17 protein-coding genes are annotated in these 22,276 nt (G+C 33.5%); 13 read left to right on the top strand and 4 right to left on the bottom strand.

All coding sequences use genetic code 11. The features are described from left to right. Position 1 precedes the first annotated feature (1 nt). The 9 genes from pfkA to DW1_RS11240 all read left to right on the top strand — a co-directional run bounded on the left by pfkA (position 2) and on the right by DW1_RS11240 (position 10,614). Positions 2 to 961 carry a 6-phosphofructokinase gene (gene pfkA / locus DW1_RS11280; protein WP_074350723.1) on the top strand — a complete coding sequence of 320 codons (960 nt, stop codon included), beginning with the start codon at positions 2 to 4 and terminating at the stop codon, positions 959 to 961. A 13-nt stretch (positions 962 to 974) separates the two neighbouring features. After that, positions 975 to 2,732, top strand: a complete 1,758-nt coding sequence (gene pyk, locus DW1_RS11275) for a pyruvate kinase (RefSeq protein ID WP_074350722.1) — start codon at positions 975 to 977, stop codon at positions 2,730 to 2,732. Between the two features lie 108 nt (positions 2,733 to 2,840). Further along, entirely contained in the window at positions 2,841 to 3,254 is a 414-nt protein-coding gene (locus tag DW1_RS11270; protein ID WP_074350721.1) for an acyl-CoA thioesterase, read from the top strand. Positions 3,255 to 3,283: 29 nt separating this feature from the next. Continuing rightward, positions 3,284 to 4,294, top strand: coding sequence for an aldo/keto reductase (locus tag DW1_RS11265; protein ID WP_074350720.1), 1,011 nt, complete (start codon positions 3,284 to 3,286; stop codon positions 4,292 to 4,294). A gap of 684 nt (positions 4,295 to 4,978) precedes the next feature. Continuing rightward, the gene (locus tag DW1_RS11260; protein ID WP_083605655.1) at positions 4,979 to 6,103 is read left to right on the top strand and encodes a uroporphyrinogen decarboxylase family protein; all 1,125 of its coding nucleotides are present in this window, start codon (positions 4,979 to 4,981) and stop codon (positions 6,101 to 6,103) included. 56 nt (positions 6,104 to 6,159) lie between these two features. After that, complete coding sequence (locus DW1_RS11255) at positions 6,160 to 6,990, top strand: ABC transporter ATP-binding protein (RefSeq protein ID WP_242942485.1); 831 nt, start codon at positions 6,160 to 6,162, stop codon at positions 6,988 to 6,990. A 109-nt stretch (positions 6,991 to 7,099) separates the two neighbouring features. Then, positions 7,100 to 8,233 carry an ABC transporter substrate-binding protein gene (locus tag DW1_RS11250; protein ID WP_074350718.1) on the top strand — a complete coding sequence of 378 codons (1,134 nt, stop codon included), beginning with the start codon at positions 7,100 to 7,102 and terminating at the stop codon, positions 8,231 to 8,233. A 121-nt stretch (positions 8,234 to 8,354) separates the two neighbouring features. Next, positions 8,355 to 9,119 carry an ABC transporter permease gene (locus DW1_RS11245; RefSeq protein WP_347499727.1) on the top strand — a complete coding sequence of 255 codons (765 nt, stop codon included), beginning with the start codon at positions 8,355 to 8,357 and terminating at the stop codon, positions 9,117 to 9,119. A 271-nt stretch (positions 9,120 to 9,390) separates the two neighbouring features. After that, positions 9,391 to 10,614, top strand: a complete 1,224-nt coding sequence (locus DW1_RS11240) for an FprA family A-type flavoprotein (protein WP_143474413.1) — start codon at positions 9,391 to 9,393, stop codon at positions 10,612 to 10,614. 56 nt (positions 10,615 to 10,670) lie between these two features. Here DW1_RS11240 and DW1_RS11235 read toward each other — a convergent pair whose 3' ends face one another. Continuing rightward, a complete protein-coding gene (locus tag DW1_RS11235) occupies positions 10,671 to 11,996 on the bottom strand; it encodes a GerMN domain-containing protein (RefSeq protein ID WP_074350717.1) in 1,326 nt (441 codons plus the stop codon). A 198-nt stretch (positions 11,997 to 12,194) separates the two neighbouring features. Between DW1_RS11235 and rlmD the strand changes: the two genes are divergently transcribed. From rlmD to DW1_RS11215, 4 genes are all read left to right on the top strand, one after another. Further along, positions 12,195 to 13,565, top strand: coding sequence for a 23S rRNA (uracil(1939)-C(5))-methyltransferase RlmD (gene rlmD, locus DW1_RS11230; protein WP_074350716.1), 1,371 nt, complete (start codon positions 12,195 to 12,197; stop codon positions 13,563 to 13,565). 308 nt (positions 13,566 to 13,873) lie between these two features. Continuing rightward, positions 13,874 to 14,236, top strand: a complete 363-nt coding sequence (locus DW1_RS11225; RefSeq protein ID WP_024400923.1) for a helix-turn-helix domain-containing protein — start codon at positions 13,874 to 13,876, stop codon at positions 14,234 to 14,236. After that, positions 14,202 to 16,070, top strand: a complete 1,869-nt coding sequence (locus tag DW1_RS11220; protein WP_024400922.1) for a DNA methyltransferase — start codon at positions 14,202 to 14,204, stop codon at positions 16,068 to 16,070. The genes DW1_RS11225 and DW1_RS11220 overlap by 35 nt, the downstream gene beginning before the upstream one ends. A 4-nt stretch (positions 16,071 to 16,074) precedes the next feature. Further along, on the top strand, positions 16,075 to 17,412 hold the full coding sequence (locus tag DW1_RS11215; protein ID WP_024400921.1) for a DNA methyltransferase: 1,338 nt from the start codon (positions 16,075 to 16,077) through the stop codon (positions 17,410 to 17,412). A gap of 40 nt (positions 17,413 to 17,452) precedes the next feature. Here DW1_RS11215 and DW1_RS11210 read toward each other — a convergent pair whose 3' ends face one another. The 3 genes from DW1_RS11210 to DW1_RS11200 all read right to left on the bottom strand — a co-directional run. Further along, positions 17,453 to 20,305, bottom strand: coding sequence for a DEAD/DEAH box helicase family protein (locus DW1_RS11210; RefSeq protein WP_024400920.1), 2,853 nt, complete (start codon positions 20,303 to 20,305; stop codon positions 17,453 to 17,455). Positions 20,306 to 20,376: 71 nt separating this feature from the next. After that, positions 20,377 to 21,639 (bottom strand): double zinc ribbon domain-containing protein, encoded by a 1,263-nt coding sequence (locus DW1_RS11205; protein WP_039652065.1) that lies wholly within the window; start codon positions 21,637 to 21,639, stop codon positions 20,377 to 20,379. Between the two features lie 18 nt (positions 21,640 to 21,657). Beyond that, positions 21,658 to 22,276 (bottom strand): helix-turn-helix transcriptional regulator (locus DW1_RS11200; protein WP_074350715.1); only part of this gene is annotated, 619 nt, incomplete at its 5' end.

Here is a 22,276-nt window from a genome sequence, read left to right as displayed (position 1 = left end):
TATGAAAACTATTGGTGTACTAACAAGCGGAGGAGATGCACCTGGTATGAATGCTGCTATTAGGGCAGTTGTTAGAGCAGGTATTTACAATAATATAAAGATTATGGGAGTCAAACAAGGGTATAATGGACTAATAAATGGAGATATATATGAAATGAATCTTTCTTCAGTAGCAGATATTATCCATAGAGGTGGAACTATGCTTAGAACTGCAAGAAGCGAAGAGTTTACTACTGAGGCAGGAAGAGAGAAGGCTATGACTGTTTTGAAGGTATTTAAAATAGATGGATTAATAGTCATAGGCGGCGATGGTTCAATAAAAGGAGCTAGAGAGCTTAATAAACTAGGATTTCCCACTATAGGCATACCAGGAACTATTGATAATGACTTAGGATATACAGATTTTACTATAGGTTTTGATACTGCCATAAATACTGTAATAGATGCTATAAGTAAAATTAGAGACACATCTACTTCTCATGGTAGGGCAAATATTATCGAAGTAATGGGTAGACATTCTGGAAATATAGCATTAAATGCAGGATTAGCAGGAGGCGCTGAGAGTATAATAGTCCCTGAGGAAGGATTTGATATAGAGGATGTTTGTAAAAGACTTATACAAGGAAAAAACAGAGGAAAATTACATAGCATAATTTTACTTGCAGAGGGTGTAGGTAATGCATATGAATTAGGAGATGAAATTCAGAAATACACTGGCATAGATACTAGGGTTACTATACTAGGACATCTACAAAGAGGAGGAAGTCCTACAGCATTTGACAGAATAATTGCAAGTAAAATGGGAGCAAGGGCAGTTCAGCTTCTTATAGAGGGTAAGACTTCAAGAGTTCTAGGAATTAAGGGCAATCAAATATTTGATATGGATATAGATGATGCTCTTTCAGTAAAAAGAGATTTTGATTCAGAGACTTATAATTTGACAAAAATTCTATCCATATAGGGGTGAAGATTACATGAAAAAAACAAAAATTGTATGTACAATAGGACCCGCTTCTGAGAACGAACAAGTATTTGAAAAATTAGTTCTAAATGGTCTAAATGTAGCTAGATTGAATTTTTCTCACGGTACACATGAGGAGCACAAAAAACGAATTGATACTATTAAGGCAGTTAGAGAAAGGTTAGATGTACCAGTAGCCATTATGCTAGACACTAAAGGACCTGAAATTAGAACAGGAAACTTTGAAAATGGTATAGCTGAGCTTGTTGAAGGTCAAGAATTTATTATTACTACTAGAGATATTTTGGGAAATAGTAGTATTTGTAGTGTTACATATAGGGGTTTACCTAAGGATGTTAATGTTGGAGATAGTATATTAATAGATGATGGACTTATTGAACTTAAGGTATTAGAAATAACTAATGAAACTGATATAAAATGTACAGTAATCAATCCAGGACCAGTGAAGAATCACAAAGGTGTGAACGTACCAGGAATTAAAATAAATCTACCAGCAATAACACAGAAAGATATAGAAGATATTTTATTTGGTATAGAAAATGACATAGATTTTATTGCTGCATCTTTTATTAGAAAAGCATCAGATGTTATAGAAATAAGAAAAATTCTTGAGGAACATAGAGCTAATGATATCCAAATAATATCAAAAATAGAGAACCAAGAAGGCGTAGATAATATTGAAGAAATCATTCAGGTTTCAGATGGGATTATGGTTGCAAGAGGGGACCTTGGAGTTGAGATTCCTACTGAAGATATACCCCTTGTTCAGAAAAGCATAATTAATAAATGTAATGAAGCAGGAAAACCAGTTATAACAGCTACCCAGATGCTTGATTCTATGATGAGAAATCCAAGACCTACAAGGGCTGAGGTCACTGATGTTGCAAATGCAATTTTTGATGGTACAGATGCTATTATGCTTTCAGGAGAAACAGCAGCAGGAAAATATCCTGTTGAAGCTGTGAAGACCATGGCTAATATAGCACTTAGAACAGAGCATTCTCTAGATTATAATGAATTGCTACGTAATAAGTCAATAGGAAAGAATATAACAGTTACTAATGCAATTAGTCATGCTACTTGTGCTACTGCTGAAGATTTAGGCGCAGCAGCAATTGTAACAGCTACTTCATCAGGATATACTGCCAGGGCAGTCTCTAAGTTTAGACCTTGTTCACCTATTGTAGCTGTGACTCCAAGAAAAGATGTTATGAGGAAGCTTATGCTTGTATGGGGAGTATATGCAATATATGCTAAGGGAGTAGATTCAACAGATGAATTGATTGATTCTTCAGTAAAAAGTGCTATAAAAAAAGGCTATATAAAACAAGGAGATTTAATAGTAATCACTGCTGGAATACCAGTTGGAGTAGCTGGTAGTACTAACTTAATAAAAGTTCATATAGTAGGGGAGATTCTAGTGAAGGGAACAGGAATAGGAAACAGTTCAGCAACAGGTCAGGTATGTATAGCAAATAATTTAAAGGATTTAGAAAATAAATTTGTCGATGGCAATATAATTGTATCAATTGGCACAGATAGAGACATGGTTTCCTATATGGAGAGAGCTAGTGCTATTATTACAGAGCATGGAGGACTTACTTCACATGCTGCAATAGTAGGGTTAAATATTGGGAAGCCAGTAATTGTAGGAGCAACTGATGCAACAAAAATATTAAAGGATGGGGAAGTTATTACAGTAGATAGTATAAGAGGATTAGTATATAGAGGAGAAACAACAGTATTATAGTATAAAGCAAGTATTTTAAGGGCGTTCAAGGACGCCTGACTTTTATTTTTTGGGTTGAATTGATATAATATTCTAAGGAATTGAATCAAACTTTGGAGGAAAAATAATATGATTGGTAAAACAATTATTCGAACAAGATACGCAGAGACTGACCAAATGGGAGTCATATATCACGCAAATTATTTTACTTGGTTTGAAATTGGAAGAACAGAATTTTTCAGGCAGCTTAATATGGACTATAAAGATTTGGAAGCAGAGAATATTTTACTTCCAGTAATAGATGTTGGTTGTAAATACATGCAATCAGCAAAATATGATGATGAGCTAATTATTCAAACCAGACTCACTTCCTTAAAAGGTGTTAGACTTGAATTCAGATACGAAATAATAAGAAAATCTGACAATGTTTTACTAGCTGAAGGGTATACAAAGCATGCCTTTGTTAATAAGGAACTTAAGCCTGTGAATTTTAAAAAGAAAATGCCACAGGTATGGAATTTATTAAATCAAAGTATTGAATAAAATTCGTATATTTCTAAGGGGGAGAAACAGTGGAAAAAAGATTTTTAGGAAAAACAGGTTTAGAAGTATCAGTAATTGGCTTTGGAGGTATTCCTATACAAAAATTAGATAAAGAAAAAGCTATAGATTTAATAAAGGAATTAAGTATTCAAGGAATCAATTTTATAGATACAGCTAGAGGCTATACAGTAAGTGAAGAATTAATTGGATATGGATTGGAGAAAGTTGGAAGAGATAAGTTTGTATTAGCAACTAAGTCAATGGCTAGAGACTATGAAGGTATGAAAAATGAAATTGAAACAAGTTTAAATAACCTGAAAACTAAATGCATAGACCTGTACCAATTACACAATGTCAGAACAGAAGCAGAGTATGATAACATAATAGGTGAAGATGGGGCATTAAAGGCACTTGAAGAGTCAAAAGCTGAGGGTAAGATAAAGCATATAGGTATAACTAGTCATGATTTAAATATACTTGAAAAAGCAATTGAATCAGGTTATTTTGAAACTATTCAATTTCCTTACAATCCAGTAGAAAGACAAGCAGAAGAGTTATTTGAAAGAGCAAATAAATTAGGAATGGGCGTAATAGTGATGAAGCCTTTAGCAGGAGGAGCAATTATTAATGCAGCGCTTTCATTAAGATTTGTACTGGAAAATTCAAATATATCTTCTGCAATACCAGGAATGGATAGTATAGAGCAAATTAAAGAAAATGCTAAAGTTGGGAATGAGTACAAAAGACTAAGTGATGCTGAAAGAGAAATTATTTTAGCAGAAGCTAAAGACTTAGGGACAGAGTTCTGTAGAAGATGCGGCTACTGTGCGCCATGTCCACAGGGAATTGATATACCTGTTCAATTTTTAATGGAAGGATACTATTCAAGATATAATCTCAAGGACTGGGCAAAGGAAAGGTACACAAGCTTTACTAATAAAGCAAGTGACTGTATAGAATGTGGTCAATGTGAGACTAGGTGTCCTTATGATTTACCAATAAGGAAGATGTTGAAGAAAGTTGTGAATATTTTAGGATAATTATGTATAAATTAGTATATAAGTGTTAATAATAAATACTATGATTAAAATAATATGGGGTATACTGGTTCTAGTCTTGGCACGCTAAAGGCGTGTCTTTTTTTTGCATCTAATAAAAAATCACCTCATAATTTCTATAATCAAAAATTTTTTGTCAATGAGTTTCAAGAAAAGCTTTATTTATTTTGCTCAATGGAGACTTTTATTTTATATAGCCTTAGATCTTTAGAGAAACTAATTCATATGTATGTGTCACTAATACAAATAATATAACAAGCTATATACAATTTTATATGAAAGTAGATTCAATGAAGAAGAGACTGAAATAACTTTAAACCGAAAATTTTCTATATCAATTTAATACAGTAGAACTTATTATTTGAATCTAAACTTAAAGCAAAACCTTACTCATGAAAACGTTTTCATAAACTTTTTCAATAATAATTTATTAACTATTGGAAAATTTAATTAGACAATAAAAAGGGATGAATATATAATTAACCTGGCTGTCAATGATAATTTATTATCAAATTCCATCGATTTTGTTAGATTTAAAGAAGGGAAATCCCAAAAATAGGAAACAAGGCTAATATATCAATACATAACTTTATTTCTTTAGTAGTACTTTGCAAAGGAAAGGATTAACTTCGGCGCGTAAAATGGAGATAAGCGAGGAGAGATAATATGGATTATAAGGAATTAAAAGAAGAAATGAAAAATATAAAGTCTGAAATGAGTCCAGGGGAAAGAGTCAAAAAGTACTTTGCAGGAGAAAGAGTAGACCATATGCCCTACAGTTTACATTTAGTTTATTTTGCTTTAGCTGAAATCCATGGATATACGACTAGTCAGATGAATGCAGATTTTGATATATATGCAGAGATAATTGAAAGAGCTAGGGAGGAGCTTGGTATTGAAGGAGTTAATGTAAGATTGAGTTTAAGATCTATGGGTGCAGCTATGGGTTCAACTCTTCACTATCCGGAGCATGGGATTGATAATATTGAAGAGTTTATACTACAGGATTATGAAGATTGGGACAAAATGATAGATCCAGATCCATATAATAATAAAATTTTAACTCCAATGTTGGAACAAGCAGATAAGCTTAGGAAGAGGTTTCCTGATATGCAATTGAGTACAGGTGTAGTAGGTCCCTTGTCTACTGCAATTGCAATTAGACCGATTGAAAAAGTTCTTAGAGATACGAGAAAAAATCCAGAGAAGTTAAAAGAGTTAATTGCTCTAGGTGTAGATAATTCTTTAAGATGGGTTGAAGTATTCACAAAGGAATTTGGAGCAGCAACTGCTTCTATATCAGACCCTGTTGCATGCACAGATATAATAAGCAGAAGTCAATTTGAAGAATTTGCATTTCCAGAGCTAAAGAGACTTGTAAAAGGACTTAAGGAAATTACAGGATTAAAACCTTCTTTACATATTTGCGGTCATACGAAAGGAATCTGGGAAGATTTAAAAGAACTTGAAATTTCATCATTTAGTGTAGATGATTGTGAAGATCTTGGAGAAGTATGTGAAGTATTAGGAGACACATTCCCTATACTTGGAAATGTTCCGCCAGTAGAAGTTTTGAGACAAGGCACCATTGATGATGTAATAGAGAGTGTAAAAGATTGCATTAGGAAGGGGGCTACTTCACCAAAAGGTTATATATTAGCTACTGGATGCCAAGTACCAATAGGAACACCAAAAGAAAATTTAGATGCCTTTATTTATGCAGCAAGGAAATATGGTAGAGATGCCAAAATAGGTGAGCTTCCTAAAGGACTATGTGTTTCTGAAAAATAAATATTGTGGAGAATATTATTAAATATGTTTCACAGACTTTGATTATTTAAAATTGGATGATTAAAATTAAAAAAATAGAAAGGATAATTTGGATGCTAGATGTATCAATAAAAAACCTAGGCTTTTCCTATAATGACAAACAAGGGATGGTTTTAGGTGATATTAATATGGAAGTTAAAAAAGGTGATTTTGTTTGTCTCTTAGGACAATCAGGATGTGGGAAAAGTACACTATTAAGGTTGTTGGCGGGTCTCGAAAAGCCTACTAGAGGACAAATACTTATTGATGGAAGCCCCATACAAGGTCCAAGTCTTCAAAGAGGTGTTGTATTTCAAGATTATGGTCTTTTTCCGTGGATGACTACAGGAGAAAATATTACAATTGCTATTAAACATCGTTTCCCTGAAATGAATAAGGCTGAACAAAAAGAAAGAGCTTTATATTGGATGAAAAATGTTGATATGGATGAATCCTTATATAATAAGTTGCCTGGAGAGCTTTCTGGTGGTCAAAAACAGCGCTGTGGTATAGCTAGAGCATTCGCAATTGACCCTCCCATACTTTTAATGGATGAACCTTTCGGTTCACTAGATGCTGTTACGAAAGCTAAGCTTCAGGATTTGATTTTGCGTCTATGGCAGCAAGAGAAAGAAAATAGGAAAACTATATTTTTTGTAACTCATGAAGTTGATGAGGCGCTTCTACTAGCTACACATATATCAGTTTTAAGTCAATCACCAGCAAACATTATGTATTCACATTCCTTCGAAGGCAAGATTAAGCCAACAAGGAGTAATTTGCACCGTGAACCTGAAATTATAGATTTAAGAAACTATCTTATCAAGCTCATACATGAGGATGCTGAAATAAGGGCTACAAAGGAATAACTTAATAAAAATGCTATGAACAAATATATCAGGGAAATTTGATATACCATTTTATATGGTGGTTATAAATATGTTGTATTATTAATTTAAAATATTGGAGGAATCTATTATGAAATTTGCTAAAACAATACGTATGATGATACTTGCTTTTTCTTTAATTTTGGTTCTTACTGCATGTGGTAGCAACAATACCACTGGTACTGCGCCTAATAATACTTCTAATAATTCTCCTGCATCTAATAACACTGATGTCTTAAAAGTTCGAGTAGCAGCACAGCCTACTTCTGGACAAGTATTTCAATTTATAGCTGAAAAACATGGTTTTAATGCTGAAGAAGGTATAGAGGTAGAGATGGTTTGGCTTTCAAATCTTTCTGATGCTGCTTCAGCACTTACAGCTGGTCAAGTAGATGTTCTATCAACATACGGTACAGGGGGACCTTTGACTCAGATTGCAAATGGACAAGATTTTAACATGTTTGCAGGCTATATGATAATAGGGGAAACACCTGTATACGGGAAACCAGAAATGGAATACAAAGATTTATCTAGTTTTAAAGGCAAGAGAATAGGTATTACTAGAGGAGGAACACCTGACATAGTATTAAAGGGGATTTTATATGATGCTGGATATTCGTTTACCTATGGAGGCACAACAGTTATAGGAGAGCCAGATGATCCTGATATGATAGAGTTTATAGAATATAAGAAAAACACAGATGTATTACAAGCTATATCAAAAGGTGAAGTTGATTTTGGGGCAACAGCAACTGGGTATCAGATTCAGGCAAGAGAATTAGGACTTGAAGTTAAAATGTGGCCAGATGAACTATGGAATGATCATTCATGTTGCCGTATGCTTGCAACAAATTCTTACGTTGCTGAGAATGAAGAAACTCTTTACAGACTATTGCGTTCATATTTGAGAGCAGAAGAATATATGCAAGATAATATGCAAGAGGTTTCAGATTTAGTAGTTGAAAATCTAGATATTGAAAAAGAAACTGCTGATAGTTTTGTATTAAGCCCACATATGAAATATGATACTGACCCATACTCAAATAGTGTTAAGATAATGTGGAACAAAATGGCCAATTTTGGATATTTAAAAGTGGGAGAAATTGACTTAGATAATCATTTGAATACTGAAATCTATAAAAGAGCTCTAGAATCCCTTATAAAAGATTATCCTGATAGCCAATTTTTTAAAGATAAGATGGAGCAGTTTAAAGCAAATAACTAGGGTTTCCTAAACGTAGTAAATTATAATATAACAGACCATCTCCATAATCTATAATGTAAAATTATAAAAGTATCTTACCTTAAGTTAATACAAAAACAGTTATAGTAAGGAGTTTTGTAAAATGAAGATAATCAATTTTATTAAAAAGAGACTTGGTATTATAATTATTTTTATTGGAATTATTATAACATATGTATTGCTTACGGATGTGTTTGGAGTTTTAGATCCTTTTCTATTTAAAAGCATAACAACTATACCACCACTTTTCAAAGAATATTTACCACAGCTCATAGAGGGATTTAAAAGTTCAATGTCCTTATTAGTTATTTCTTTTTTATTGGCACTTGTTGTAGGGATATCCCTTGGAGCATTTTTAGGCACTAGGAATCTTGCACGAAAAAATTTAACTCCATTTATTAATGCTTTTAGTGCTATTCCTGTAACTCTACTTACACCATATGCAATAAATATTTTACCTTCTTTTAGGGCAGCATCAATGTTTATCATATTTTTAGGTTGTTTTTGGATTATTTTAGGGACTACAATATCTGCAGTTATGACAATTGATAAGAGGTACCTTGAAAATGCTTCAACTCTTGAGATAACTAAAGCTGAAAGGCTATTTAGAATTATTCTGCCTGCAGCCTCACCTTCTATTTTAGCAGGCTGCACTATAGCTCTTAAGTTTTCATTTACGTTACTTGCTGTAGCTGAAATGTTTGGAGCCACTTCAGGTATGGGGTATTTCATACAGTATTATTCGGATTTTGGACGTTTTGATTTAGTTGCTGTAGGCTTTTTATTTATGGCTATGGTTCTCGTAATTATATTGTATTTATTTGATCTTATTAAATCTAGAATATTATATTGGACAATAAATAATTAAGAAAATAAGTTTAGAAAGTTATTAATCAGATATTTGAATCGGTATGCGAAGCGTACCGATTCAAGTATATATATGGTCTACTTGCTAACTATTTATGATTAATAAAGCACATCAGGGGTAAAAGAAAAATGTACTAGAGAATTTGTGAAAATATTGTTATTATTAAGATATTGAGTAATATATAATTATAGATAGAAATAATTACTTAGTTAAATTTAAAGTAATTATGTTAGCATCTATAATAAGCGTATTGATGTTAGGAGGGGGAAATTTGAATGTTACAAGAGTTGCTGAGGGTATCTATCAGCTTTCAGTAAATGTAGACAATATATTATTTGAGGGATTATGGGAAATACCAAATGGAGTTGCACTTAACTCTTATATAATTAAAGGAGAAAAGACAGCGATTGTTGATGGAGTTTGTGGTTGGGATGGTGTACCAGAAAGCTTATTTGCTTTGCTAGATAAGCTAGATATTGCGCCTGAATCTATAGAATACCTTATAATAAACCACATGGAACCAGATCATTCAGGATGGATAGAAGATTTTAAGAAAATAAATCCAAATTTTAAGGTATTGTGTAGCCAGAAATCAGCAGAACTTTTAGAAGCATTTTATGAGCATTCTGAAAATGTTATATGTGTCAAGGATGGTGATACTCTAGATTTAGGGGAAAACCATATCCTAGAGTTTTATGAAATACCTAATGTACATTGGCCTGACACAATTGTAACCTTTGATACTTTAACAGGAACTTTATTTTCCTGTGATGCCTTTGGTTCCTTTGGAAAAGCTACGGATTCAAATTATGATGATATGCTTACAGATGATGAGATTGATTTTTATGAAAAAGAAGCTGTAAGATACTACTCAAATATTGTTGCTGCATTCTCATTGCCAGTTAAAAAGGCAATTGAAAAGTGTTCAGTCTTGCCTATTAAAATTATAGCACCTGGACATGGAATAGTATGGAGAAAGAATCCTAAAAAAATAGTTGAAGACTATTTAAGATATTCTTCATATCAGAAAGGACCAGCAAAAGAAGAAATAACGATAATATGGGGTTCAATGTATGGAATGACGGAAAAGGCAATACAACATGTGATTAAAGTGTTAGAACAGGAGAAAATAGAGTTCCATGTACACCGTGTTCCAGAGACATCATGGGGAACAATTCTAGCATCTGCTTGGACTTCAACAGGAATAATTCTTGCTATGCCTACCTATGAATATAAGATGTTCCCTCCAATGGCTGCAATTCTAGAAGAGTTAGGGAAGAAGAAGGTGTTAGGCAGGAAAGCCTTTAGGCTAGGCTCCTACGGCTGGTCAGGTGGAGCACAAAAAGAGCTGGATGAAATTATGTGTAAGTACTGTATGAAATGGGACTTCTTAGAGCCAGTAGAGTTTAAAGGAAATCCAAGAGATAAGGACTTAGAAATCATTGAAAATAGAGTTAGAGATTTAGTAAACCAAGTCAGAGCAGTAGTAAAATAGGAAGGAAAAAAAGCTACTAGAATCATAAACTAGTAGCTTTAATTATCCACTGCCCATTAATTTTCTGGGTTTAAGAATAGGGGTCTTACTATTTCAGAAGACAAATCAACCCCAGCAAAGCTATTTATTGACTCTCCATCTACTTGAATTTTAATCTTATTGACTTCTTTTAGGCTGGTTAGTGAGAACAAAATAGAATCAAGCATCATTCTATTTAGATTATTGTTGTCATTATATGCATCTAAAAACTTTGAGTTGAAATTGACAGTTAAAACATCATTTTCCAATCTTGAGTTTAAAAGTTCTACTTCTGATGGTATTGTAGATGATAGATAATCAAATTTGCTATTTTGCAAGGATTTAAAAATCATATCTACTTTATCTTTAATTGGTGTTTCTTCAGTGATATCATCTACATCACATTCAACTAAGAAGTACCTGTTAGGAGAATCAAAAGCTAGAAATGCTTTATTTACACTGCTTATAGAATAAGATATAGTTACATCCTGATTATTAAAAAAAGTACTAGCTCTATTATAATCTACTAGAAATCTAATGTTGTCAACTCCAGGATAACTGCCAAGAGATTTTATGAAAGCATTCATAGCAGCCTCACTTCTTACACTTTCTTCTGTATAGATGCTTTCTTTTGATGGCAAGTCGACATATGCCGTAGTACCCTTAATAGTTACATAATTATATTTTCCAACAATTGGGTTCATATTAAGACCTGATTCAAAAGTTGGTCCTTTTCTTAGTTCGTCTACAATAGAAACTAATGGTCTACTATTACTATCAATAAACCTTGTAACGCCAATTAGCTGCCTAACAGAACTATTATTATCTATAAAGTATAGGTTTAGAGCCATTTTTCCATCAGGAATGGTGCTTATGGCAGGTATGTAGGGAACGTCGCTTAGATACTTTACATCTAATGTAAGAGATTCTACGTTAAGAGAGTTGTCTAATACATTAGGTATGATTTCAATTTTATACTCTCCATTAGGTAAATCTAAATTGCTCTTGGAAATATCAATTTCTACAGTGTAGGGGGTATCCTTGGTAAATTCTATTTGAGCTGGTCCATTATGATGAATGTCGTGAGTTTTATATATCTTATTTCCCTTATAAATTTTTGCAATGAACTGAAAGTCTTCATTAAAGTTTAATAGTACATTTTTATTTGTTTTGTATTTTATATAAATACTACTTGGATTTAAAAGTGCTTCATCTACATCACTTGAAGCCATTAAAACTAATTCTTCGCTATTATCATCTAATGATATACTTTGTTCTAAAACAGGACTATAAAATATGGAAATGCCAGAAGCCCCAACGCATATAAGCAGTATTAAGAGTAGATTGCCAATAGCCTTTAACACAATATTTCCTCCCCTCGTTCATGTTCTATGTCTATAATATCATTTTATACTAAAATTAGGTATATATAAACATATAAAACAAGTCAAAATGTTGCAAAATATAATATATTCCCTTAATATTTATATATTAGGAATAAAATAAGACAGTGTTTTTGATGGAAGACTTACAGATGTATATATTATTTAAGGAGAGATTAAATGGAGATTCCAGTTAACAAGAATGATATAATTGAAGGAGAAATAATAGATATAAGCCATGAAGGCAAAGGCGTAATTAAGCTTGAAGGATATACAATATTTACCGAAGGTGGATTAATAGGAGATAAGGTAGCTGTTAAAATTACAGAAATAAAAAAGAAATATTCCCTGGGAAAAACCATTAAAATAATAGTGCCTTCTAAATATAGAGTGGATAGCAAGTGTGACATTTCCGAGTATTGTGGTGGATGCCCACTTCAAGGCTTAGACTATAAGATGCAATTAGAATTCAAGACAAACAAAGTAAAGAATGATTTAAGGAAAATAGGTGGGCTAGATGATGTAGTTATTCATCATATCATAGGAATGGATAATCCAAATAGATATAGAAATAAGGTTCAAATACCAGTAGGCATAGAGAATGGTGAAGCAATTATTGGTTTTTATAAAAAGGGAAGCCATAATATTGTAAACTTGCATACCTGCAATATTCAGCATGATGTAGTAGATAAAGTAATAGAAGTCATAAGAGAATACATTGATGAGTTTAAAATAGAACCATATGATAACAGAGCTGGCAACGGCCTTTTAAGACATATAATAGTGAAGAATTCCTTTAAAACAAGAGATACTATGGTTGTTCTAGTTACTAATGGAAACATACTACCCTATTCAAGTGAACTGGTTAAAATGTTAAAGAATAAGATACCAGAGCTTAGAAGTGTAATACAAAACATAAACACTAAAAAAACGAATCTAGTCATGGGAACCAAGTCATATGTGATTTATGGAAAAGATAAGATAGTAGATTATATAGGAGAGTTGAAGTTTAATATATCAGCAGAATCTTTTTTTCAAGTAAACCCTATTCAGACGGAAGTACTGTATAACAAAGCATTAGAATATGCAGACTTAAAAGGAGACGAAGTAGTTTTTGATATATATTGTGGAATAGGAACCATATCCCTTTTCTTAGCTAAGAAAGCCAAAAAAGTATATGGAATTGAGTCAGTAAGTCAAGCTGTCAAGGATGCAAAAGAAAATGCAAGAATCAATGGAATAGGGAACGTAGAATTTCACTGTGGTAATGCTGAGGACATATTTCCTAAGCTATATGAGAAAGGAATAAAAGCAGATGTAGTAGTGGTAGATCCTCCAAGAAAAGGATGTGAACCTAAAGTCATTGAAACAATTACTAAAATGAAACCAGAAAAAGTGATATACATATCCTGCAATCCATCAACACTGGCTAGAGATTTAAAAATGCTAAGTGAAAATGGATTCAAGGTATTGGAATGTCAGCCAGTTGATATGTTTCCTCATACGGTGCACGTTGAGTGTGTGGTATTGATGTCAAGGGTTGAGAAATAGAAGAATTGCAAATGCCTGTAAATAAAGGGTTTCCAGACATTGAGCTTTTCTCTCGGCTACTTTGCCAGAGGTGATAATGTCAGGAAACCCTTATTTTTATTGTTTGCGGTAACATATCCACTGCCCTGAAAGTGATAGGGTTGAGTTGACAGGTTAGATAACGCTTATTTTTGTAGGGGTTGAGGAGACAGGATAGATATCAGGAATCGAAGAAACTCATTGCGTTTTTGCAGAAAAAATGTTATAATAAGCAATTAGCTAAATGCATAAAGCATAAAGCATAAAGATTATAGAATGGGGGTTAATCGGTGAAATATAAATCATTCAGTTCATTTTTAGTAAGTAAACGAGATGCTATAAATCTTACTAACAGTAAGCTTGCTTCTTTAGCTAATATTTCGGCTGTTTATCTTGGTGAAATTATAAAAAAGAAAAAGAATCCTCCAGATAAGAAAACTCAATATGCGTTGGCAGAAGCACTGCAGTTAAGTGAAGAAGAAAAGGTTGAGTTTTTTGACTTAGCTGCTAGTGAGCGGAGGGAAATTCCAGTCGACATATATGATTACTTACTGGAAAGGGAAGATTTATTAGAAGAAATTCGGGCAAAGAAAATGGACGAGGGAAAGGAAGAACATCATGAAAAAGGTAAAACCAATAAAGAAATCAATTGAAGCTAAAGGACATACTCCTCAATATAGAATGCATAAATACTTTGCCAGAAGACCTTATAATGTTTTTAATAATTTAATTAGACATTATTCAAATAAGAATGATATTATATTGGATTGCTTTTGTGGTGGTGGAGTAACAGTTTTTGAAGGGGCGTCTTTAGAGAGAAAAGTAATAGGTGTAGATATAAATCCATTAGCAACTTTTATCACAAGGATGCAGATGTTCAATGGGGATATTGATCTATTAAAGAAAGTTTACGAAGACTTCTGTAGCCAGATTCGGGAGAAATATGAAAGATGGTATTTTGTTGACTTTGGTGATGATAGTGGCATTTGTGAATGGACTGAATGGGTGTATATTGTTCTTTGCCCTCATTGTGGTCAAGAAATAGTTCTAACAGAAGATAATAAAATAAAGAATGGCATTTATCAGTGTTCGAATAAATCTTGCGAGGGTCACAGTGGAGTTAGAAGGATTGAAGGTATACCAAATGGTAGTCTTCCGATACGTGTGCGCTATAGATCGAATGCAACCAATGAAATCAAAACAAGGGCAATAGATTCAAAAACGCAAATTTGCAATTATAACGAGTTATTAGATACAGTAAATAAGCTAAAATATAGTCCTAATTTTGAGATACCCATGGATTGGGATAGACAACATGAAGATAAGCTAAAAGAACGAGGTGTTACTGAATATAAGGATCTTTTTACAGATAGAAACTATGCTATAAACTGTTCTATTTTTAACGATATTATTTCTAAAAAATCAGAATTACCAAAGGATATATTTGAGATGCTATATTTTCTATTTAGCTCAGCATTGAGGTATACAAATAATATGACAAGGGTTACAGATAATTGGGAAAACGGTAACCCTACTTCAATGGACAAACACGCATATTGGCTTCCGAATCAATATGTAGAAACCAACGTTGTAGATATCATTTTCAAAAGAGCAAAAAGTATACTTGCTGGAGTTAAATATTCAAAGCAGAATTTACCTGAAGGGTGTAAAGAGGCGCATTCTTTCGATGAATTACGAAAAAAAGGTGGCTATCTAGTATTAAACAGAAGTTCAAGTGATCTTCCAATACCCGATAAATCTATCGATGTAGTAATAACAGACCCGCCTTATGGGAGTAACGTACAATATGCTGAATTATCAGCTGTTTGGAATGCATGGTACGAATCCTTTAGTGGATTAAATGCTTATATTTTTAAGGATGAAGAAGCAGTTGTCAATAGAAAGGTAAAAGTATCAGGGGCCAAGACTGAAACGGATTATGAGGAGTTACTATATAAAATCTACGCAGAGTGTAATAGAGTTTTGAAAGACGGCGGTTATATGGTCTTTACATTCAACAATAAGAATATTAAGGTTTGGATTGCAATGATGAAGGCTGTTGCAAGGGCTGGCTTTTATCTTCCGGATGATGGAGTAATCTTCCAAGATTTTATTAAATCTTATAAAAATACTGCGCATTTAAGATACGCAGGAAATATCCATGGTGATTTCATATATTCGTTTGTTAAAGGAAAGAACCCTGCAATTTCAGTTCTTAATGGGTATACGTTGCAGCAGGTAATTGAGAAAAATATTGATATGCAGATTGAACAGCTATATAAGAAACGCAAAAGGTATTCTACCACTGAGCTGTATCAAAAAATATTCTCCAAGCTTGTCTGCGTGCTTATGGCATATATTGTAGAACATATTGACAACGAGGAGGAAATGCTTAAAGTTGAAACATATTCCGATGACTATGTAGATAATTTGTTAAAGAAAAAGCTAAATTACATTAATGAAAAATGGGTCAAAAAGGAGCAGTAATGCTATGAAAGAACTTCTTAATGAAAGGCAGATATATGAAAGTAAAGAATTACAGCAGTTTATTTTACAATTAGAGTGTCGATATGAAATTAAAGACTTATCATATAAATATAGTAATTCTGTAAATTTTTCCGAGAACGCTGACGTACCATTTCATCAATGGTTTCGCTATCGAGAAGGGTTTTCAGGTAATTTAATAAAGGAGTTAATTAGAGATTCTGGTGCTGCTAAAGGTGAAGTAATAATTGATCCATTCAGTGGATCTGGAACAACTCCTGTGGTTGCTGTTCTTAATGGATACTATGGATTTGGCATAGACGTAAATCCATTATCAGCGTTTATAGCTAATGTTAAAATGCAGCAATACACGCAAAATGAGTTGCAATTATGTAAAAGTTTAGTGAGGGATTTACCAGAATTTAAAACATCTAGGACAAATAAATATGATGACATAAAAAAGTATTTCACTCAAAGAAATTTTGAGACGCTTTGCAGTTTGAAAGATTATATAGACAACATAGGTGACACGAGAGTGCAATTGATTTTGAAAACTGCTTTCCTTTGTATTATTGAGAGTTCTTCTAACCGTCGGAGAGATGGTAATGGTTTAAAAACAGTTAACACAAAGGTCTCAGATGTAAGAGATGTTTTTATTAATAAAGCAATTGAAATTCTGAACGATTTAGAATCTACATCAAGTAATTTAAAAGGCAAAGGAGAATGTATTGCTGATAGTGCTAAAAACTTATATCAAATATTTAAACAGAATTACGAATCAAAGAATTTAAAGGCCGGGACAATTATTTTTTCACCACCATACCCGAATTCATTTGATTATTTCGAATCATATAAATTAGAACTTGTTTTTGGCGATTTTGCTACTAATATTCAAGGGATTAACGATTTTAGAAAGCAAGCGGTAAGGTCATTTGTTGGTGTAAAAGAGCAAAAAGAGTCAGATAAATATATAAATATTATCGCAGAAGAAATTGAAAAGGCGATTCCTATAAAAGAAGCAGAGACTGGAAAAAGGGACTCGCGAACCAGAAAGGTTCCTAATATGATTAAGGGGTATTTTTCTGACATGCAGGAAATAATTAGGCAGTGCGGTCTTTGCCTTGAAAAAGGCAAAAAAACATATATAGTTATTGATCAATCTGCTTATGTTGGTGTTATAGTTCCAACGGATTTGTTGTTAGCTTATTTATCTGAGCAAGTTGGATTTCGAGTGGAAAGTATCATAGAATGCAGAAAGTGCCGAACATCGGCTCAACAATTGCAGCGTTTTCCTTATTTAAAAAATGTATTAAGGGAGAGCATAGTAGAATTGGTGAAAGAATAACAAACTGCCGCAGGTGAGAAAATCATCTGCGGCAGTTTGTTTAAAGCCAACTTTTGAAAGTAATAAAGTTCGTTATAAGCTTATCCATAGGGCATGTTTCTATCTCGTTTGTTTTTTCCAGAAGCTCTTTAATTTTATCCGCTCCATTAGGGGCAAGCGTTATTTCTGGAGTTCCTGAGATAGTTACTCCGGGCCATATTGCAAGGTGCTTCTTAAGGTAATTAAACTGGTTGTAAAGGGTTGTTCTAGATGACCAAATGTCAATGAGCTTAAGTGTTGTATCGAACTTTTCGTTAAGAGCAGCCAAAACTATTTCTTTGTTAGCTTCACTTAAACTTTCAATACGAGGATAAGTATCTCTAAGGTATGATATCCTTTCACAGGCTTCACTAACCCCGCGCACTCCAATATTTTTAGCTATAAATAATGCATAGGCAAATTCAAATTTCGATATTTTACCTACTTGTGCTAATACCCTTAAAGCATAACGGTACGGAAAATGTGGAAACCTAGTGATTGCCGCTAATTTGTTAAACTTTAATAATTGTTCTTCAAATATCGGTGCAGCTTCTTCAAAAGAAGAACATGCAAATAACTTACGGCCAATATCAGTTACATAGAATTTACGTTCTTTTTCGATTATAGCACCGATCTTCACAGCATGTGAAACATTGTTATGATCAATCGCTATAGCAGTACGTGGAAGCCCTACATCAAAAGATTCATATTTTTGCAAAGTAGCTATTACACATGATTTCCAATATGATTCAAGATTATAGTCTCCGATAGTAGTAAAATCTCCTCTTTCTACTCCTGATGTACGAGACTTAGGTTCAAAAATAAATTCCCGGGATATATTTGCTGGGTCTCTATTTACTTCAGCAACTCGTAAGAGAATTTTCCCAGCTATATCGTCAATTCCTAGTTGCTCTGTTGCCTCTATGATTATTGGGGAGTCGCCATCGTCTTCACCCCTAGGCCTCTCGCCTGTTGCTAGTTTTAGATTTAGTTTGTCAATATAGTCTGCAAGAATTCGATCTTGGTCTCTTAATGCTTGTACAACAGTATGCAGTGTGCTGAAATTCTCGGGATCAATATCTTCAAAACTAGAAACCTCATCAGCGATAATAACCGGAATTATTATATACGAAATTTTGTCTGGGTTATCTTTTACTTTTCTTAATGAACGCCCCACAGCTTGAATAATATCGATAACTGAGTTTTTGGGGTCAGCAAAGTATACAGCATCAATTATCGGTACATCAACACCTTCTGTGAGACATCTAGCATTAGAAATTACACCAAATGGAGATGTTATAAAATCGTCAAAAATTGCTTTTCTAGCTCCAGCAGACATGCTTCCATTTATATGGTCACAATATACATCTGAAACGACTATATCTCCAGAAATACCAGATACTACTTCGTTTAAGTTAGTCCCATTTGCAGATGAAATAAAGCGTTTTGCAGATTCAATATCGCGATGATAGGAAATAGCTTTACTAATTCCAATATCATTCATGGTTTTTGCGAGAAGAACTTGTTTGAATAGATTCTGCGAATCCACTTCCCTATCGCCAATGTTTAGAACAAGATTATTATCAATTATACTTTTTAGTTCTCCTTCTTTCATGCAACAAAGAACTATTTTGTAATCGCTGATTATTCCTTGTTCAATAGCAGATCTGAAAGGAAGTGAGGTAAATGTCGGGCCATACTGTTCATAGTTATCCATAGAAAAGACTTCATAATTATATTCACGTGCTCTCCCTACTATACGAGGATTAACAAATCTTTCTGTAGCTGTCATGAATAACCGTTTTTCGGAAGGGATAAAAGCATCATTCATACCCATAATGAACATTTGAGTATCTTTATTACCGGCAGTCCTATGAGCCTCATCGAAGAAGGCAATATCAAAAGTAAATCTATCAATTTTTTCTAATGCTCCAACTATGGCATCTAACGATTGGTATGTTGAAAATATAACCTTGTCTTTCGGTGATTCGAATTTTATAAAATTAAGGATTTTCTCTGGATCGGTAGTAACCGGAACACCGATATATGAAGCATCTGCCTGGAAATCATCATTTTCTAGATGTTTTGCATTCTCGGCTACTGTCGCATCACTACATACACAAAGGTAGGTGAATGGAGCTTTTGCCTGTGGCATCCAAGCTTCAAGAGTTTGTTTTATGAGAGCAAGGTTCGGAGCAACAAATAGTACATTTTTTGCCAATAAACCTTCTTTTATCCATAATGCAGTAAGGGTCTTACCAGTGCCACAAGCGGCAAGCATTTTCCCTCTTTCTTCTGTTGCGAATCCCTCAAGAACATCGGATATCATTTTAACTTGGTGAGGCATAGGTGTATACCTTTGAATACGTGTTTCGCTTACACCAGTTGTCGCATAAGAGTACAACCATTCGAAGAAATCTGGTTCTAGGCTACTTAATTCATTTCTTAATACAAAAAATTGATCTTTCTTTTTGTAAGCTTGTTGGGGAAGCTCATAGCAGTTTGCAAAAATGCATCGCTCATCGGCATGCTCAGACTCAGCCCAAAATGAAGTTAGTTCATCATAAGAAGGGGATAATTGGCCGCTTCTGAATTTCGCCTGGTAGGCTACAGTTTTTCCATCTTCTTTAACTATTAAGCCGTCTACACCACTATCTCGTTTCTCTAGTTTTACTTTTTTTCTCAATTCAATTGGAATTGAGTTTTCCATATATAGCTCTGAGATAAGATACAAATCCTTAAAATATGTGAAATAGGCAAAGACAAACTGTTCAAAAGCAGTACCTTTCTCTTTAGGAATTTCAATTGATTCAATTGCAGCCTCTAACTCCACCCACGAAGTATACTTTTTAGAAAATATACTATTAAAAATCATAAAAACCCTCCTCCTACGAGATAGAGACAAGGAGCTACCTTGTCCTATCAGAAATTTTATTATTGAGCTGTTTAAGTAAGTATAATATCTATATCGTCATATGTAGTATCAAAATATGGCAAACAAATAGCATTTATTTCATCAAGAATAACATCCTTATCAATCAAATTATTACTTTCTGATTCAAATGCAATAATCAATTTACCGCAATCATCATAACCACATGACCCAAATAAAGCCCTATGGACATCAAGTTTATTTTTGTCTAATAGTTTTTCTATGATATAATCCCAAAAATTAATTTTTCTATAGTTGAGTATTTGATTCTTGTGTACGCTATTCAAACTATTTTGTACTTCAGCCCAACTCTCCAGTAAGCGGCTTTGGAAAAAAGATGATACCCCTCCACAAGAACCGCAGAATCTATCATTTCCAGATAGTTTACTGTTACAGTTTGTACAAAGATTGTATAATGGAGCCGAACAGACATTACATATTTTTGAAGATAAGGGTAAGTCAATTTCTCCACATCTCAAGCAATAGTAGACACGTCCAGTGCTTTTTAACGGAATAGTTGTTGGGTATAAAAATACCTTATCTATGTTTACGTTATTGGTCGTTTTAAATCCACACATTATGCAGTATCGATCTGCAGGTTTTAATGGTGCTCCACAATTGCCACAAAATGCAGGTGATGTGAGAAGTAAGTATTTTTTATTTCTAATGAAGTCATCAAACTGGCATTCAAGTGCAGCTTTTTCACGCTCCATGAGATGATAATCGCGTCTAATATCACATATTACATATTCTGAAGCTTCTTCAGATAAATTACAAAGTGATTTTATACTTTCTTTGTCAAAGCAATTGCATGCGCGGAGAATTGCTGTAGGGGCAAGTAATTCTGCAGCAAACATTTCAGCTTCACGCTCTAGAACCCAATATTCGTGAGAATTACTAATGTTTAGCGAGGACGGAAGATCGAACTCCTCAAAGTGTTTCAAGAATATATGTCCTAATTCATGTGCTTTGGAAAAACGAACATTACCCGGAACCCTATTACGATCTTTTACAATAGATATATATATTGATTTTCCTTGAATAATTCTCTTTTGTGTAATAGCTTGAATATCTTTGTTGTTCTTAAATTCATGGGGTAAATCGCTCATAGCAATTTGTTCAGCTTCAGATTCAGAAAATAAAATGATATTGTTAGCTTTAAAAATCAAATCAATATCAGTCGGAAGTGAATTTATATTGTTTGACAATAAAATTTTACGTGCTGTGCGTTTTACGTAATCATATCTGGGCTTATTTGGAATGCGTTTAGCTGCCAACACGTTCACCTCCTTTTGTTATTTGTTGTCATCAGATATTCCGCTTTGCTTTAAAACGATATTAATGAATTCGGCCATTTTATCCATTGTTTCTTTTGGAGCATCTTTTGCTCTAAATAGTGTTTTTACTAATTCTTCAGACTTAGATAAGCCTTCAAGCAATTCATCTCCACTACTCTTAGTAGAATTTACTAGATCTTCCGCAGACTCTGTTTCTGATAATACCCGTAGAGCGGGGATACCAAAAACTCTAGTAATGGAAGCAAAATCATTATAATCACAAAGGTTATCGCCAGACTCCATGGATTCAATTATTTGAGGTGATAGATTGGATAAATTTGCTAATTCTGAAATACTGAGTCCTTTGGATTTTCTTAAAGATCTTATTTTTTCTGCAATGGTTTTAGGATTAGATTCATTAAATAGTTCTTCAAGATAAGAATCCATATCAGTGGCAGCACTAATATATCCTCCTGCTTTTAAAGCTTCCTCCACGGGAATATTTAATGCTTTACATATTGCCTTAATATTCTTGATTGATGGGTTAGCTCTATCACCATTTTCAATTCTATGAATTTCTGTATGACTAATTCCTGATTTTTCAGCCAGTGCCCACTTTTTAATACCAGCTGCTTCA

It is taken from the genome of Proteiniborus sp. DW1 (genome assembly GCF_900095305.1).
GTDB lineage: Bacteria > Bacillota > Clostridia > Tissierellales > Proteiniboraceae > Proteiniborus.
This window is presented reverse-complemented; position numbering and strand designations above follow the sequence as displayed.

Bases quoted from the DNA above. Each gene is read 5' to 3' on its own strand.
- pfkA (WP_074350723.1), top strand. From the start codon at position 2: ATGAAAACTATTGGTGTACTAACAAGCGGAGGAGATGCACCTGGTATG.
- pyk (WP_074350722.1), top strand. From the start codon at position 975: ATGAAAAAAACAAAAATTGTATGTACAATAGGACCCGCTTCTGAGAAC.
- DW1_RS11270 (WP_074350721.1), top strand. From the start codon at position 2,841: ATGATTGGTAAAACAATTATTCGAACAAGATACGCAGAGACTGACCAA.
- DW1_RS11260 (WP_083605655.1), top strand. From the start codon at position 4,979: ATGGATTATAAGGAATTAAAAGAAGAAATGAAAAATATAAAGTCTGAA.
- DW1_RS11255 (WP_242942485.1), top strand. From the start codon at position 6,160: ATGATTAAAATTAAAAAAATAGAAAGGATAATTTGGATGCTAGATGTA.
- DW1_RS11250 (WP_074350718.1), top strand. From the start codon at position 7,100: ATGAAATTTGCTAAAACAATACGTATGATGATACTTGCTTTTTCTTTA.
- DW1_RS11245 (WP_347499727.1), top strand. From the start codon at position 8,355: ATGAAGATAATCAATTTTATTAAAAAGAGACTTGGTATTATAATTATT.
- rlmD (WP_074350716.1), top strand. From the start codon at position 12,195: ATGGAGATTCCAGTTAACAAGAATGATATAATTGAAGGAGAAATAATA.
- DW1_RS11220 (WP_024400922.1), top strand. From the start codon at position 14,202: ATGAAAAAGGTAAAACCAATAAAGAAATCAATTGAAGCTAAAGGACAT.
- DW1_RS11215 (WP_024400921.1), top strand. From the start codon at position 16,075: ATGAAAGAACTTCTTAATGAAAGGCAGATATATGAAAGTAAAGAATTA.
- DW1_RS11210 (WP_024400920.1), bottom strand. From the start codon at position 20,305: ATGATTTTTAATAGTATATTTTCTAAAAAGTATACTTCGTGGGTGGAG.